General features: G+C 51.9%; 15 protein-coding genes. 5 read left to right on the forward strand and 10 right to left on the reverse strand.

Translation table 11 applies throughout. The features are described 5' to 3' along the window. Nucleotides 1-43: 43 nt before the first annotated feature. On the reverse strand, nucleotides 44-898 hold the full coding sequence (locus JTN23_RS05505) for a hypothetical protein (RefSeq protein WP_247232951.1): 855 nt from the start codon (nucleotides 896-898) through the stop codon (nucleotides 44-46). A gap of 105 nt (nucleotides 899-1,003) precedes the next feature. Here JTN23_RS05505 and JTN23_RS05510 point away from each other — a divergent pair, with 105 nt between their 5' ends. After that, on the forward strand, nucleotides 1,004-1,960 hold the full coding sequence (locus JTN23_RS05510) for an NAD(P)/FAD-dependent oxidoreductase (RefSeq protein ID WP_247232952.1): 957 nt from the start codon (nucleotides 1,004-1,006) through the stop codon (nucleotides 1,958-1,960). Nucleotides 1,961-1,971: 11 nt separating this feature from the next. Here the strand turns inward: JTN23_RS05510 and JTN23_RS05515 are convergent, their stop codons facing one another. The 4 genes from JTN23_RS05515 to JTN23_RS05530 form a co-directional block, all read right to left on the reverse strand. Then, complete coding sequence (locus JTN23_RS05515) at nucleotides 1,972-2,376, reverse strand: cupin domain-containing protein (protein WP_247232954.1); 405 nt, start codon at nucleotides 2,374-2,376, stop codon at nucleotides 1,972-1,974. Nucleotides 2,377-2,428: 52 nt separating this feature from the next. Beyond that, nucleotides 2,429-3,004 (reverse strand): Crp/Fnr family transcriptional regulator, encoded by a 576-nt coding sequence (locus JTN23_RS05520; protein ID WP_247232956.1) that lies wholly within the window; start codon nucleotides 3,002-3,004, stop codon nucleotides 2,429-2,431. 108 nt (nucleotides 3,005-3,112) lie between these two features. Then, a complete protein-coding gene (locus JTN23_RS05525; protein ID WP_247232958.1) occupies nucleotides 3,113-3,949 on the reverse strand; it encodes a hypothetical protein in 837 nt (278 codons plus the stop codon). A gap of 56 nt (nucleotides 3,950-4,005) precedes the next feature. Then, on the reverse strand, nucleotides 4,006-4,875 hold the full coding sequence (locus JTN23_RS05530) for an SDR family oxidoreductase (protein ID WP_247232960.1): 870 nt from the start codon (nucleotides 4,873-4,875) through the stop codon (nucleotides 4,006-4,008). A 525-nt stretch (nucleotides 4,876-5,400) separates the two neighbouring features. On the opposite strand from JTN23_RS05530, the gene JTN23_RS05535 reads away from it, so the two are divergent. Continuing rightward, a complete protein-coding gene (locus JTN23_RS05535; protein ID WP_247232962.1) occupies nucleotides 5,401-5,940 on the forward strand; it encodes a lipocalin family protein in 540 nt (179 codons plus the stop codon). Between the two features lie 27 nt (nucleotides 5,941-5,967). On the opposite strand, the gene JTN23_RS05540 is transcribed toward JTN23_RS05535, so the two are convergent. Together JTN23_RS05540 and purH are read right to left on the reverse strand one after the other, a co-directional pair. Beyond that, nucleotides 5,968-6,708 (reverse strand): lysophospholipid acyltransferase family protein, encoded by a 741-nt coding sequence (locus JTN23_RS05540; RefSeq protein WP_247232963.1) that lies wholly within the window; start codon nucleotides 6,706-6,708, stop codon nucleotides 5,968-5,970. A gap of 172 nt (nucleotides 6,709-6,880) precedes the next feature. Then, on the reverse strand, nucleotides 6,881-8,404 hold the full coding sequence (gene purH, locus JTN23_RS05545; protein ID WP_247232964.1) for a bifunctional phosphoribosylaminoimidazolecarboxamide formyltransferase/IMP cyclohydrolase: 1,524 nt from the start codon (nucleotides 8,402-8,404) through the stop codon (nucleotides 6,881-6,883). A 144-nt stretch (nucleotides 8,405-8,548) separates the two neighbouring features. Here purH and JTN23_RS05550 point away from each other — a divergent pair, with 144 nt between their 5' ends. The 3 genes from JTN23_RS05550 to JTN23_RS05560 all read left to right on the forward strand — a co-directional run bounded on the left by JTN23_RS05550 (nucleotide 8,549) and on the right by JTN23_RS05560 (nucleotide 11,421). Next, the gene (locus JTN23_RS05550) at nucleotides 8,549-9,931 is read left to right on the forward strand and encodes a cytochrome P450 (protein ID WP_247232965.1); all 1,383 of its coding nucleotides are present in this window, start codon (nucleotides 8,549-8,551) and stop codon (nucleotides 9,929-9,931) included. 139 nt (nucleotides 9,932-10,070) lie between these two features. After that, nucleotides 10,071-10,505, forward strand: a complete 435-nt coding sequence (locus JTN23_RS05555; RefSeq protein WP_247232966.1) for a CBS domain-containing protein — start codon at nucleotides 10,071-10,073, stop codon at nucleotides 10,503-10,505. Between the two features lie 127 nt (nucleotides 10,506-10,632). After that, the gene (locus tag JTN23_RS05560; RefSeq protein ID WP_247232968.1) at nucleotides 10,633-11,421 is read left to right on the forward strand and encodes an SDR family oxidoreductase; all 789 of its coding nucleotides are present in this window, start codon (nucleotides 10,633-10,635) and stop codon (nucleotides 11,419-11,421) included. Between the two features lie 68 nt (nucleotides 11,422-11,489). Here JTN23_RS05560 and JTN23_RS05565 read toward each other — a convergent pair whose 3' ends face one another. The 3 genes from JTN23_RS05565 to JTN23_RS05575 form a co-directional block, all read right to left on the reverse strand. Further along, nucleotides 11,490-11,921, reverse strand: coding sequence for a hypothetical protein (locus JTN23_RS05565; RefSeq protein WP_247232970.1), 432 nt, complete (start codon nucleotides 11,919-11,921; stop codon nucleotides 11,490-11,492). Between the two features lie 152 nt (nucleotides 11,922-12,073). Next, complete coding sequence (locus JTN23_RS05570; RefSeq protein ID WP_247232971.1) at nucleotides 12,074-12,418, reverse strand: hypothetical protein; 345 nt, start codon at nucleotides 12,416-12,418, stop codon at nucleotides 12,074-12,076. 156 nt (nucleotides 12,419-12,574) lie between these two features. After that, complete coding sequence (locus JTN23_RS05575) at nucleotides 12,575-14,428, reverse strand: glycoside hydrolase family 2 protein (protein WP_247232972.1); 1,854 nt, start codon at nucleotides 14,426-14,428, stop codon at nucleotides 12,575-12,577. Nucleotides 14,429-14,522: the final 94 nt, after the last annotated feature.

Consider the following 14,522-nt stretch of genomic DNA (forward strand, 5'->3'; position numbering starts at 1 on the left):
AAAAATACTCTATTCTACTGCTAAATAGCGAAATGGTTCCTGTTCATTGAGGGTGAAGCGGCGTTTCGGGCAATTTTATCCGGCTACTTGATTCACCTGCCTCTTCCATTTGCTTATATACCTTTTCAAACGATTCACCATCCTCCACCCTGACCGCCAGTTTTTTTATCCCGGAGGCACCCACCAGAGCCATCCATCTGGATACTTCCATACCGGCGGTCATGTAGGCCAGCATCACGTGACGCTGGTTGCCGCCAAAAAAGCCCCGCATAGTACTGATCTCTTCCAGTTCCAGAAACTCCTGAGCACCGTTGGTCAGGTACAGCCACTCATCCATGTAGTCGAGGTACCGCTGGATGGAGTCGGTGCTGTTGACAAAGCGGCGGTCGAGCATAAGGGCCAGACCCTCATTGAACCACTGAGGTACCTCGGTGGTGGTAGTCCACCAGCCCAGACGCGTGAACAGCTCGTCGTGACACATTTCGTGACTTACCACGTCTTCGTTCAGGCCGAAAGGGTTCAGGATAATGTAGGAGTCGCCCCAGGGAGTACCCAGGCTGCAGCCAGCCCCCTCGTTGCTGTGGCAGTACTTTTCGTACTGAGCCGGGCTGCTGCAAAGTATAAAGGTAGCCTCGCCGCGGGCCGCACCCCAGAAACGGGCCACCCGGGTTTGGGCGCGCTGGATAGTTTGGAACATCTGGCGTCGCTGCGGTTGAGTAATGTCCGGACTGACGTACAGCTTATTATTGACCTTTTCGAAGTCTGAGTACCGGACCGTCTGACAATGAAACACGTGCGGATAGATGATGTAGTACCCTACCACCACCGCCAGCAGCCCTATACCGATCAGTCGTCCAACTCGGATAAACCAACTTTTTGAAAAGGGGGAGGTCTTCAACAAATCCCGGGTTTTGTAGTTTGTAGTTCAGAGTAAAAGTAGTCTAAGTTTTAAAAATAGAAAGTTAACTTTTAGTATACCCACCTCTAACTAACAATTTTTTCAATGCCAAGCTGCATTATCATTGGCGCCGGCCTCGCCGGCCTTACCGCTGCCCGCGAACTCACCCGCCACCAGTGGCAGGTCACCCTCCTGGATAAAGGCCGGGGCGTAGGGGGCCGCATGGCTACCCGCCGCATCCACAACACCCGCGCCGACCACGGCGCCCAGTACTTCTCAGCCCGCACACCGGAGTTTCAGGCGCAGGTGCAAGCGATGAAGGAAGCAGGCGTAGTGAAGGAGTGGTACCTGCCGGGTATTGATCATCACCCACGCTACGTAGGCAGTAGTGGCATGAGCGCCATACCCAAGTACCTGGCCGAAGGACTTGACATACATACAGGGGAAAAAGTAGTACACGTAGCGGGCGACGCTACCGGCTGTACCGTACGTACCGAGGCAGGCACTGTATATACAGCGGAGAAATTGATCGTTACCATACCCGCCCCGCAGGTCAAGGCGCTGCTTACGGATAGCGGGATTCAGCTAAGTACTACCGAACAAGTGGCCTTAGATACTATTAATTACCAGCCCTGCCTGGCCGTCATTGCCGAGCTGAACCAGCCAAGCCGGATTCCCGCACCCGGTGGTATACGGTATGAGGAGGGACCTATTTCATGGGTAGCGGACAACTTCCAGAAAGGTATTACCTACGATTCAACTACCGTTACCATCCACGCCAGTCCGCAGTACAGCCGGGAGCACCTGGAAGGCGACCTGAACAAGGTAGGGGAGATGTTGATCGCTGAGCTGCACGAATGGATACCTGCCGAAGCCGTCGAGAGTTTTCAGGTACACCGCTGGCGGTACAGCCTCTGCGACCAGCGCCATCCTGAGCCTTACCTGCAGTGTAACACTCCATTCCCTCTGCTGCTGGGCGGTGATGGCTTCGGGATGGGGAATGTTGAGGGAGCTTACCAGTCAGGCCTGCAAATGGCGCGAGCGCTGGTGGGGGAGGCGTGAGCTTATAACAGCTACTCTCCTTTTTTGGGCAGTAGCTCGATCAGCTCCTTCTCGCCGTTTAGCAGGTAATACGCCACGAACTTCATGGGTTGGTTGGCCGAGTAATTGTCAAAATGGAGAATAGGAGTATCGGCGGGTTCAAAGAAAGCCTCACCGGCCTGTAGTACCTGAGCCGGTTGCCCTTCTACCTGCAGTAAGCAAGTACCTTCCACAATGTACCCCACTACCGGGCACGGGTGCTTATGGTAGGCTCCTTTTTGTCCACCCCTAAATTCTACTTCGACTACCTTGACCGAAGAAACTGTACGTTCGATGATGTTGGCGTGTAACAGGTCCTTTCGTTGCATCCCATTCTGGGCGGCTGCGTTCATGGCTATGCCTACGGAAAAAATAATGGTGTATGTAAGGTGGTTCATCTTCAACTTTGTCATTAGGTTTCATGACGCAAAGTTGAGGAGCCGCCCGCCACTATCCATTGATGTAGGTTAAGGATTTGATCCGGCTCAGTGACTCGGGTTTTATACCTAGATAAGAAGCGATATGGTACTGGGCCACCAGCTGCTCGATGTTCGGGTAGGTCTGTAGCAATGACTGGTACCGCTCAGGGGCTGAATCCATCAGTAGCGAAGCTTCCCTTCTACATTTCCGGATAAAGAGTTGATCCGATATAGACTTGCCCAGCCTGTGCCAGCTGTCACTGCTTTTGAGCAGGCGGTGGTAATCGGCGTACGAAATCAGATAAACAGTGGTATCAGATAAAGCCTGAATAGAGCCGTGGGTAGGGGTTTGGGTCAGGAAGCTGGTGTAGGCGCTCACAAAGGAGCCCTCCAGATAGAAGTCCAGGTTCATTTCATCGCCTTCCTTCTGAATGAATGAGCGCAAGGTACCCTCTTCTACCCACCCAATAAATGAGCAGGTAGTACCTGCCCGGATCAGGTACTCCTTTTTCTTTAGGTGAATCCTTCTGATAAACCCGGTCAGCTGCACGCAGTGCTCATCGGTAAGGCCCGCTTTGTCTATGATTACATCTCGTAGTTTTTCCATCAAAGCCGCTTCTGGATTTATATAAACACTAACTATATGCCGTTGATAGATGATTTTCTTAAATAGAAATCAACTGTACAGAACATAAATAACTATCGACTATACACTTCAGCGCGAAGCATCAGCCGTGGACCTAGGATTGAGCGTAAATTCGGTAAGGCGGTATACCTCCTGCCGCACTATATCGAAGGTTCGTATTTGCTGTGTCTTGAGCTTGGCTACTTCTGCCGCCGGCACAGCCCCCGTAGCTCCATCGGATTGAACGGCTGCGCTCAGACTGGCCGCGCACCGAACTACCGCCAGGCTGTAGCCTTTCTCGCTACCATGGGGGACCATCAGTGTTGAAATGTTCCATCCGGCTAGCTGGCTATTTTTTACCCGCTCGGAGGCCATTCGCTTCATCGGGCCGGTCAGGCTCCGCCAGTCGGCCGCCGGGTCGCGGAGTCGGATCAGGTCAAGTACCAGGATGGGTGTTTTGTCCGGGGCAAAGCCAGGGCTGATGATAGCATCGGCTGTTTCCCATATTTCCATTTTTACGACGGGGGCTATGGTGCGGTCACGTTTCTGCAGATCGGCCATGCGGGCTTGTACGCTATCGCCATAGATCTTGGTCCGGGCGGCCGGAGAGGCTCCTTTGATCGTCATCTCCGAGGAGATAATCATAGTTACGTAATCATATTCGGCTGCGTCCGGGTTAGAAGTCAGCTGTTTGGCCATCATGTACCAGCCAATGAGGTTGCCTTCATCCACCGCCGCCTGATTGAGTGCTTTCCACTCCCGTTCGATGGGGAGCGCATCCTGAAGGGTATAGCCGGGAGCCAGTTTGTGGTAGATCAGGTACGTGTAAGCTTTGGCTTTCGGGCTGGCCTGCTGACCAAGGCTGGGTACTACCAGCAGCAGATTAAAAATCAGGAGAATGGATGCTAGTTGTAGTGGTTGTTTCATCGTAGTAAGGTTTAGAAGTTAATGGGCCGCTGATCAGCGGCCCATCGAGTAGCAACTTAAAGATATTTCCGCACATTCAGACCAAGTTGTCCCATACCGGCTGCCCAGGTGTCTTCATCAACACCGGCTGATGCCACCCAATCTTCATCCGTGAGCGATGCCCGATAACCCAGTAAGGGAAGCGAGTCCGGCCCGACCGGATAGCGCATCCGGGCGTTATTAGCATTATCAATAATATCCCGAATGACATCACCAACGATAAAGGGTTGTACGTGATTATCTTTCGAAGCAGAGAAAAAAGCGCGTTGGCGAATCAGGTTCGTGTAATTAGTATGGGCAGGGGCGACATTCAGTTTATCAACAATAGGTGTCTCAATAACTCCAGGCTGCACTACAGCAACCCGAATACCGAAGGGCTGTACTTCACAAGCCAGCGATTCGCTTAGTGATTCAACAGCAGCCTTCGACGCACAATAAGCACCCATAAAGTTGGTATGAAGCTTACCAGCTACGGACGATACATTGATGATTAGGCCACTCCGGCGCTCCCGCATTGTGGGCAGTACCGCCTGAATACAGCGTACAGTACCAAAGTAGTTCGTTTCCATAGTTCTTCGGAAATCCTCGGCCGGTGTTTCTTCAATTGGTTTCAGCGGAGGGGCAATACCAGCATTGTTAATCAGCACATCGATGTGCCCAGCCTGCATCAGTACCTGATTAGTAGCTTCTAATACAGATTCGTCGGAGTCAACGTCCATTCGTAATACTATTAGTGGTAGGCTATCACGTTTGGCAAGTTCGGCCAGTTGAGGGGCACTCTGTGGATTACGCATCGTAGCGTATATGGTGTGGCCGCTGCGGGCTAAGGTTTCGGCGGTAGAGAAACCAATACCGGTGCTGCAGCCGGTGATCAGTACAATAGACATAAGTGTAGGGGTTTAAAGTGGGTTGAAGTACTAGTATCCAGAAGCCGGAGTTGTGCTTCCGGATCATCCTATCCGTACGTATAGCGGGAGAAAGTCCAGCCCAATGGGGCTGGTAGTAAGGCAGACCAATTCAATTACTTTACCCTTGCCCATCTAAGGCAGTATCGGGCGTTCTGTACGTTCTGGTAGTTCGCTGTTCAGAAAGTCACAAATCCTGATCTACAAACCCAAAGCTCTGGTACGTGGGCTAGTAGTGCCACTCCAGACCCTATTATAAGTGCGCGCCTGTAAGAATTTTACAAAAGGATAATATGTAAGCGAGAGAGGCTGTAGATAGTATCAATACTACCAAGATTCCGGCTCCTTTACAAATAAAGTTATCTAACGGAAACTTAGTAGTACACAGGTCAATGATTCGCAAGTGAGGGGGTATAACACCTATTTATCAATGCGTATCCCTCTATTCAACAACTATTGAAACCTTCGGGTGAACAACCAGTTAAGTGGTGGTAAAAAGCTAATGAGATGAATAAGAGAAAACTACTAGTAGGTGGAGCGTTGCTGGGTGTAGTGGCCCTTGCAATGTTAAACTCCTGCCGCACTATTCCGAAGGGAGTTACGGCGGTCCAGCCGTTTGATGTGAACAGGTACCTGGGCAAATGGTACGAGGTAGCGCGGTTTGACTATCGCTTTGAGCGGAACCTGAACAACGTGACAGCCCAGTACTCACTGAATCCGGATGGTACAATCAAGGTCGAAAACCGGGGGTATAACTTTAAGGAGCAGGAGTGGAAGGGAACTACCGGCAAGGCTAAATTTGTGGAAGATGAGAGTACCGGTAAGCTGAAGGTATCTTTCTTTGGCCCTTTTTACTCAGGATATAACGTCGTCGAAATTGATCCGGAGTACCGGTATGCGCTGGTAGCGGGCAAGGATCTAGACTACCTCTGGCTGCTCTCCCGGGAAACTACCATGCCTGAGGCTATAAAACAAAGGTACCTCGAGAAAGCCCGCAGTATTGGCTACGATACTTCCAAACTGATCTGGGTGGAGCATCCCCAGTAATACTAGCTCTGTGAGGGGTTGTCGCCCTTACACCCGATTGGCTTCACCAAACAGTGTCCCCTCTACCACATGTAGCCACCTTTCCATCAGCGCGGGTAGGTCGTCCTGGGTCATTCCGGTGGTGTGAATGGGCTCGTGTACGATGGCGCGTACCGTACCGGGGTGCAGCCGCAGGGGCGCTTCGTCGGGCAGGAGCAGGTGGTTGGTCAGGAGGGTAATGGGCACAATAGGTACCTGCTGCTGAATGGCCATAATAAAGGCTCCCTTTTGAATGGGCAGGTGTAGCCTGGGCGGGTGCTTGGATACAATACCGCCCTCCGGGAATATCATCACACTACGTCCCTGAGCCAGCGTACGAATAGACTTATTGAGTGAGTAGGCGCGGCTGTGGCTCTTGTCGCGGTCTACCTGGATGTGCAGCTTCGCAAACATGTAGCCAAACAGGGGGACCTTCTTCACCCCGTGCTTACCCACAAAGGCGTAGTAATTATTCAGGATCACCCCCATGGTGGCGATGTCGAGGTAGGAGAAGTGGTTGGCGCAGAATACGTAGGTACCCCGAGGCTCGGGCCGGAAGCGGTACTCAACCCTAAACCGGATGCCCGCCAGCGGAAAGAACAGCTTACCCCACAGGCGGTTGATGTAGTGCGCGTAGGGCTTCCACTCCTCCCTTTGCAGAAAAATATAGGTAAAGGGAAACAGCAGCAGAAATATCGTCACGAACCAGAACGCGCACCAGATCGTATAAAGCAGCGAAAACAAACGCATGTACTTGTAGCCAGGGATAAAGGAAAGAAAGCGCTAATGTAAGCAGATTCAAAAATAAAAATCTCCTCCCGGTAAGAGAGGAGATTTTTATTCGCTTTCTACCCGAAGGAGTCGTGGGGACACGGCCTCCGGAAAAAGCTTAAAGCCTAAAGCATACAGCCTATAGCCATTATTAGTGCTTAAAGTGACGAACGCCGGTAGTTACCATGGCTACGCCGTTGGCGTTGCAGTAGTCGATGGAATCCTTGTCACGGATAGAGCCACCGGGCTGTACTACGGCCGTGATACCAGCTTCCTTGGCTATCTCCACACAGTCGGGGAAGGGGAAGAAGGCATCCGACGCCATCACCGATCCATTCAGGTCAAAGCCAAACGCCTTCGCCTTTTCGATAGCCTGACGCAGGGCATCCACGCGGGAGGTCTGGCCGGTACCGCTGGCCAGGAGCTGGTCTTCCTTAGCGAGTACAATGGTGTTAGACTTCGTATGTTTACACACTTTCAATGCAAACTCCAGAGCACGCAGTTCGTCTTCAGAAGGAGCCTTCTCGGTAACGGTCGTCATCTGAGCGGCGGTTTCGGTAGCGAGATCTTTGTCCTGTACCAGTACCCCGTTCAGGATGGTCTTGAACATTTCGCCGGGTAGGGCTGTGGGTTTGCGTTGTAAGAGTATACGGTTCTTCTTTGATTGGAGTACCTCAAGAGCTCCATCTTCGTAGCCCGGCGCGATCAGGATCTCCATGAAAAGCTTGTTCAGCTCCTCAGCCGTGGCCACATCTACTTTAGTATTAGTAATTACTACGCCACCAAAGGCCGAAACCGGGTCACAGGCCAGGGCGTTGAGGTAAGCCTGCTGAGCTGTGGCTGCCGTAGCGATACCACAGGCGTTGGTATGCTTAATGATCGCAAACGTAGGACCCGCTTCTGTAAATTCGTCGATCAGTCCCACGCAGGCGTCTACGTCTACCAGGTTGTTGTACGAGAGCTCCTTGCCGTGCAACTTGTCAAACATGGCATCCAGGTCACCGTAGTAGGTAGCTTTCTGGTGCGGGTTCTCACCGTAGCGGAGCGTCTGCGACGGCAGGCTACGGAAGTTATAGATATCCTCACCGGTACCCAGGAAGTAGTTGTTGATGGCCGTATCGTAGTGTGACGACGTACCAAACGCCTGCTGGGCGTAGGTGCGGCGGTCTTCCAGGTCAGTAGCGCAGCCTTTCTCCGTAAGCAGGGCCAGTACATCCGCATACTGGTTGCGGGTAGATACGATCAGGGTATCCTTAAAGTTCTTGGCGGCCGCCCGGATCAGCGAAATACCTCCAATGTCAATCTTCTCGATGATATCTTCCTCACTGGCTCCGGAAGCAACGGTTTCCTCGAAGGGGTACAGGTCTACCACTACCATGTCCAGCGCCGGGATGTTGTACTCGGCAGCCTGGGCTATATCACCTTCGTGGTCGCGGCGGTACAGGATACCACCGAATACAGCCGGGTGCAGGGTCTTGACGCGGCCTCCGAATATGGAAGGATAGCCCGTCAGCGATTCAACGGCCGTTACCGGAATGCCCATTTCTTCAATGAACGTTTGAGTACCACCGGTAGAGTAGAGATTCACGCCATTTTCGTGCAGGAGACGAACAATGGGCTCGAGGCCATCTTTGTAATAAACAGAAATGAGCGCGGATTGAATTTTTTTAGACATTGCGACGCTTCGTTCGTATTTTAGTGAAATAGATTCAGATGTTATGATTCAGAGGAGATTGCGTGTGGAAAAGAGCCATTGCGGCTACTCTCTTTTTAAAATAAGCCGCAAAGATAGTGTAATCCTGAACTAATAGTAATTATTATGCAAACTCTACCTCATACTTCTCAGGTGGCACCCAGCCACAAAGGGCTGCCACTGGTCGGTAATACCTGGCATTTTGTGCGTGATCCGCTGGGTTTCCTGCTCGACCTGCAGGGGCAGTACGAGCGACTGGTCAGGGTCAATGTACTGGGCCGCGACATAACGGTACTGCTGACGGCTGAGGATGCCAAGTACGTTCTACAGGAAAATAACCGCAACTACCACAAAAGCGAAGCCTACAAGATACTGGCTATCTTTCTGGGCAACGGCCTGCTCAACAGCGAAGGAGACTTTTGGCGGCGACAACGCAAACTGGCCCAGCCGGCCTTTTACAAGCAGCGCCTGGCCCTGATGACCGACATGATGGTACACGAAACGCAGGTACTGTTGGCCGAATGGAAAAAGCATGACCATAACCTGGCCAGGGATATTACGGCCGATATGCTGAGCCTGACGCTCAATATCGTAACCAAGGCCCTGTTTAGTACCGATGTGGGAGACCGGGTGGCAGGTATATCGGGTGCCCTCAATGACATCATGCACTACTCTGATAATGCGCTCAAAAGCTTTATCAATATACCTTTGAAGTACCCTACACCCGGCAACCTGCGGTATCTGAATGCTGTAAAAAAGGTGGAGGGGCTGATCTATGACATTATCAACACCCGCAGGAGCGAAAGCGCCCGTAACCCCGATGCCCGCTACGACGATCTGCTGGATATGCTCCTGCATGCCCGCGACGAGGAAACCGGTGAAGGTATGTCGGATAAGCAGGTGCGCGATGAGGTGACTACCATATTCATGGCCGGACACGAAACTACCGCCAACGCCCTGTCGTGGGCCCTGTATGTACTGGCTCAGCACCCAAAAGTCCAGAAGCGGCTCAGGGAGGAGGTCGTGCGGGTAGTGGGTAATGAGGGAGTACCTACCTTCGAGTCGGCCCGGCAACTAGGCTATACCCTGCAGGTAGTACAGGAAGTAATGCGGCTGTATCCGCCCGCCTGGATGGTGGGGCGGCGTACGCTGACCCCCGACTACATAGGAGGCTATGTTATTAAGCCCGACTCTTACGTGCTGGTAAGCCCCTATGTGCTGCACCGCCACCCCGACTACTGGCAGGAGCCGGAGGTATTTAACCCTGATCGTTTCGCGCCGGAGGCCGTCAAAGAGCGTCCTACCTACGCCTACATACCTTTTGGTGGCGGGCCCAGGATGTGCATTGGCAACAACTTCGCTCTGCTTGAGATGCAGGTGGTACTGGCCTTATTGGTACGCGATTTTGATATACAGCTCCTTTATCCCGGCCAGCGGGTGGAATCGGAGCCTATGGTGACTCTGCGTCCTAAGGCTAGTTTGCGGCTAAAAGTAAGAGGGGTACGGTAGAGGGGAGTAGTTATTTGTTGTCGTTGTTTGGTTACAAAGGTTTGAATTTCAATAATATATTTTGTAGATTAGTCTTCTTTCCCAGACACTCTCCTCGTACCAGCCAGTAATAGTGTTTATCAACATAACTCATAGGCTTATGTGTACGGTAGAAAAATTAGTAAAGGACAAGAGAGACCAGCGTGTGTGGTACGTTACTCCGCAGCATATGGTTATTGATGCACTTCACCTCATGGCCGAGAAAGGGATAGGAGCTGTCCCGGTCATGGATGGTCAGACGCTCGTCGGAATCTTTTCCGAGCGGGACTATGCCCGAAAGGGAATTATACAGGGACGGAAAGCCAAGAGTACACCGATCATGGAGGTGATGACCTCTAAGGTGTACACCGTAACGCCCGAAATGGATATAACGGATTGTATGGAGCTCATGACCCAGAAGAAAATCCGGCACCTGCCCGTCATGGAGCAGGGACGTGTCGTAGGGTTATTGAGTATTGGAGATATCGTGATGGCGATGATTCGCGAACAGGGCGAGCATATCAATTATCTGGAGCACTATATTATAGGTATATAGAAGGTTCATCGGAGAAATACATAGTATTGTAGATCATCAGGCCGGGATAGTGTACTATCCCGGCTTAATTTTTATATACTTGCTCTGATAGTCTAGTTGTATCATATACTAATATAGCAAATCACACATGAATCTGGATCTTAGCGGCAAAACAGCCCTTGTTTGTGGCAGTACCCAGGGCATAGGCTACGCTTCGGCCGTAGAACTGGCCCTGCTTGGTGCCAACGTTACACTTATAGCCCGAAACGAACAGAAACTAGCGGAGGCCGTCGACTCCCTGGATATTTCGCGGGGGCAGCTTCATCGTTATTTTGTGGCAGATTTTGCCGATAGCGGGAATGTAAAAGAAGCTATTCATGGGTACCTGAGGCTGGTACCGGATGTACATATACTTATTAATAATACAGGTGGTCCGTCAGGCGGCGCTATCATTGATGAAGACCCGGATAAATTCCTGAAAACCTTCGAGATGCATCTGATCAACAGTCAGATCCTGACCCAGGCCGTAGTACCCAGTATGAAGCAGGCAGGCTTTGGGCGCATTGTCAATATCATCAGTACATCGGTGAAGCAACCCATAGTGGGGCTGGGGGTGTCCAATACCATACGCGGAGCCGTGGCCAACTGGGCCAAGACCCTCTCGCTGGAGCTGGGCAGGTTTGGTATTACAGTCAACAATGTGTTGCCGGGATACACACGTACCAGCCGACTGGATGCGGTACTGGGCATGCGGGCCGAAGCGCAGGGCAAAACGGTAGATGAAGTAGCCACCCAGATGGAGTCGGAGATACCGGTGGGCCGATTTGCGGAGCCTGAGGAGGTAGCGGCCGCGGTGGCTTTCCTGTGTAGTCCGGCGGCAGCCAGCATCAGCGGGATCAACATACCCGTAGATGGTGGCAAAACGGGAAATCTATAAAGTGCCTATCAGTACCTACAGTACTGATAGACTACGGGCACTGGCGGTATCGCCAGTGCCCGTAGCTTTTATTTAGTAGCTTCTTTCTCTACATGCTCCAGGAAAGTGTCAGGCTCTTCGGTAGGGGCCTGCTCGTAGCTTGGCTTGGTCTTGGTCATGAGCGCCAGACCTATACCAATTACTCCCAGCGCTATCATGGGGTACTTTATCCGATTATCCAGTTTGGCTATATAAGGTACCGCCATCATGAGAGCACTTACACCCAGGTCCATTGCCATGTGGGTTTTCATATCAATGGCCTTTACTGCTCCTGTCTCGTGGTTGGTCATGAGTCCCTGAGCCAGAATACCCGCACCAATCGTTGGCAGCAGCTTATTGGCAGTTCCCTGATTTTTCAATCGACCATCGGTCACAGCCTTTAGCACCACTGGTGCCGCCATAAGAGCAGCACTGTATACCATATCCATGATACCATGTGCACGTGTCGGAATACGAATCATAAGATTGATCTGTTTAAAAGGTTAATGGTGTTTATTACAATAGCATGTATTTGACCTGTTTCAGGTAATGTTCAGAAAGCGGTCAGTGAAGTATAGAAAAAGATAATGCCAGGAGTGCCTGCAGGGATTAAGCCACCGGTATAGTGAGCCGTTCAATCACTGCTACGGTAGTTGGTTAGGGCCCACACCACCAGAACTACTATCCCAAAACCCAAATAAAAGTTTTTCGCCAGGCTTTCCTCAAAGTAGAACAGCGAAGCCAGTAGTGCCAATACACCTACGATCAGCTCTATATATCCATGAATGGGAAAAGGCACCAGTTTGAACATGCCACCCGGAAAGCGGGTCACGAGCGTAAGAATCAGGTGTATTCCTCCCAGTACAAATGTAAAGGCTGACAGCGAAGAGTCCCAGTCGTACATACCGGCCACTGCCCAGAGCGAAACAACCAGCAGGTAATCAAGAATAGCGTGGAAACGTGGAGATATAACCTTCATATGTTATTTAAATAGTGTGAGTTATGCCTTTCATAACTCGCGGATGAAGGTTTTAGTTATTTGAGAGTAGGGCGGGAGGGGGAGTTGCAGAAAGTATATATAAAAAGACACCCGTAGATTCTTGTATCCACGGGTGTCTTTCTTAAAAGCTGTTCATTATTTATTCATCTTCACCAGCGAGGCATCGTACAGCTTCTGGTGCGTCTGGCGGAGCTTATCCACGGGTACCTTCTGTACCTTCCGGTCGTAGGTCATCAGGCCGTTTACCTCCACTTCCACATCGGTAGTCTGGGTGTAGATAGCGGCCGAAAGACCATTCCGGATCAGGCCGGTGATATTATCTATGAATCCTTTGTAGCGATCATACATCTCGTCGGCATTCTTGAAGGTCTGGTAGCCCCAGTTGTCTTTCTGCTGCCAGGTGTGCCCTTCAACGGGTAGGCCCAAACCACCGTATTCGCCCAATACCAGTACCTGCTTGGTGCCAAACAACTCTGGATCGGGCATGGCGGGTGAGGGGTAGTTGTGCAGGTCTATCATATGACCTACCGGGAAGAAGTTACCCCCGCTGGCGCTGTTGACCAGCCGCGTAGGATCATATTTCATGGTCCATTCCGTAATCTCTTTGGTCTTGAATTGTCCCCAGGCTTCGTTGAAAGGTACCCATACTACTATGGAAGGGAAGTTGTAGTTAGCATCCATGATGGCCTTCCACTCCGTACGGAAAATCTGCTCCGACTCCGGCGTACGCTCCTTCTCGGTACCCAGTCCGGCTACCCCCGGGCGTGACTCCCAGCGGTTGCCCATGTCGCCGCTCGGCATATCCTGCCACACCAGCATCCCCATCTTGTCGCAGTAGTAGTACCAGCGCGCGGGTTCTACCTTCACGTGCTTCCGGATCATGTTGAAGCCCATGTCTCTGGTTTTTTCGATGTCAAAGCGGAGCGCCTCGTCGGTAGGAGCCGTGTACAGGCCATCGGGCCACCAGCCCTGGTCCAATGGACCAAACTGGAATACAAACTGATCGTTGAGAAGCATACGCTGGATACCCTGCCCATCGGGCTTCACGGATATCTTACGCATGCCGAAGTAGCTCTTAACTTCATCTACTACCTTACCGTTACGCACCAGCGACACCGTCAGGTCGTACAGGAAAGGGTTACTGGGCGACCACAGCTTAGGTGAGCTGAGCTGCAGCACGGCATCCGAGCCGGGAGCTATTTCCTGCTGGGCCACCTGGGTGGTACCGTCCAGGGCCGTCACTCTGATTCGGTCATTGGGCTGAACATTTTGCCCCTGCACGGCTACAGTCAGGGTTTTGTTGTCTATGTTGGGGGTATTGCGGAGGCCGGAAATATGGCTGGTAGGTACTGTTTCCAGCCATACCGTCTGCCAGATACCCGTTACTGGCGTGTACCAGATGCCATGCGGGTTCTTGATCTGCTTGCCGCGCGGCTGCGGGCCGTCGCTGCTGGGGTCCCATACCCGCACGGCGATCTGCTGCTGATCACCCTTGACCAGATGAGGCGTGATGTCAATAGAGAACGGATCGTAGCCACCCTGGTGGGAGCCGGCCTTCTTGCCGTTGACAAATACATCGCACTGCCAGTCTACCGCTCCGAAGTGCAGCAGTACATTCTGGTTTTTGAGCTTGTTTGGAAATTTCACTGTCCGCTGGTACCACAGCACGCTGTCTTTGCCTACGGTACGGCCCACGCCCGACAGCGCCGACTCCACCGCATAGGGTACAAGTATTTTCCCTTCAAAAGTAGCCGGCTTGGTCTGGTCCTGAGCACCGGCTTTGATGGCGTAGTCCCAGAGGCCGTTCAGGTTTTGCCAGTTGCCACGTACCATTTGCGGACGCGGGTATTCAGGAAGGGGAGCCGTCGGATTGACCTGAGTAGCCCAGGTGGTGGTTATTTTTCCCTCTACCGGTTTCCAGTCCTGCGACTGGGCGGTGGCCAGTTGTATACTGCCAAACAGGATGAGGGCCAAAAAGGATCTTTTCATACAGGATACGCAAAGTGTTTAGGATGAGGTAAGCCGGGCCTAAGTCCCGTACTCTAAAAAGAAGATTTACCTCATTCCTAACTACAACCTTCGC

It is taken from the genome of Telluribacter roseus (assembly GCF_017355915.2).
Classification (GTDB): Bacteria; Bacteroidota; Bacteroidia; order Cytophagales; family Spirosomataceae; genus Telluribacter.

Coding starts and splice junctions, on each gene's coding strand:
- JTN23_RS05510 (WP_247232952.1), top strand. CDS start 1,004: ATGCCAAGCTGCATTATCATTGGCGCCGGCCTCGCCGGCCTTACCGCT.
- JTN23_RS05515 (WP_247232954.1), bottom strand. CDS start 2,376: ATGAACCACCTTACATACACCATTATTTTTTCCGTAGGCATAGCCATG.
- JTN23_RS05520 (WP_247232956.1), bottom strand. CDS start 3,004: ATGGAAAAACTACGAGATGTAATCATAGACAAAGCGGGCCTTACCGAT.
- JTN23_RS05525 (WP_247232958.1), bottom strand. CDS start 3,949: ATGAAACAACCACTACAACTAGCATCCATTCTCCTGATTTTTAATCTG.
- JTN23_RS05530 (WP_247232960.1), bottom strand. CDS start 4,875: ATGTCTATTGTACTGATCACCGGCTGCAGCACCGGTATTGGTTTCTCT.
- JTN23_RS05535 (WP_247232962.1), top strand. CDS start 5,401: ATGAATAAGAGAAAACTACTAGTAGGTGGAGCGTTGCTGGGTGTAGTG.
- JTN23_RS05540 (WP_247232963.1), bottom strand. CDS start 6,708: ATGCGTTTGTTTTCGCTGCTTTATACGATCTGGTGCGCGTTCTGGTTC.
- purH (WP_247232964.1), bottom strand. CDS start 8,404: ATGTCTAAAAAAATTCAATCCGCGCTCATTTCTGTTTATTACAAAGAT.
- JTN23_RS05550 (WP_247232965.1), top strand. CDS start 8,549: ATGCAAACTCTACCTCATACTTCTCAGGTGGCACCCAGCCACAAAGGG.
- JTN23_RS05555 (WP_247232966.1), top strand. CDS start 10,071: ATGTGTACGGTAGAAAAATTAGTAAAGGACAAGAGAGACCAGCGTGTG.
- JTN23_RS05560 (WP_247232968.1), top strand. CDS start 10,633: ATGAATCTGGATCTTAGCGGCAAAACAGCCCTTGTTTGTGGCAGTACC.
- JTN23_RS05565 (WP_247232970.1), bottom strand. CDS start 11,921: ATGATTCGTATTCCGACACGTGCACATGGTATCATGGATATGGTATAC.
- JTN23_RS05570 (WP_247232971.1), bottom strand. CDS start 12,418: ATGAAGGTTATATCTCCACGTTTCCACGCTATTCTTGATTACCTGCTG.
- JTN23_RS05575 (WP_247232972.1), bottom strand. CDS start 14,428: ATGAAAAGATCCTTTTTGGCCCTCATCCTGTTTGGCAGTATACAACTG.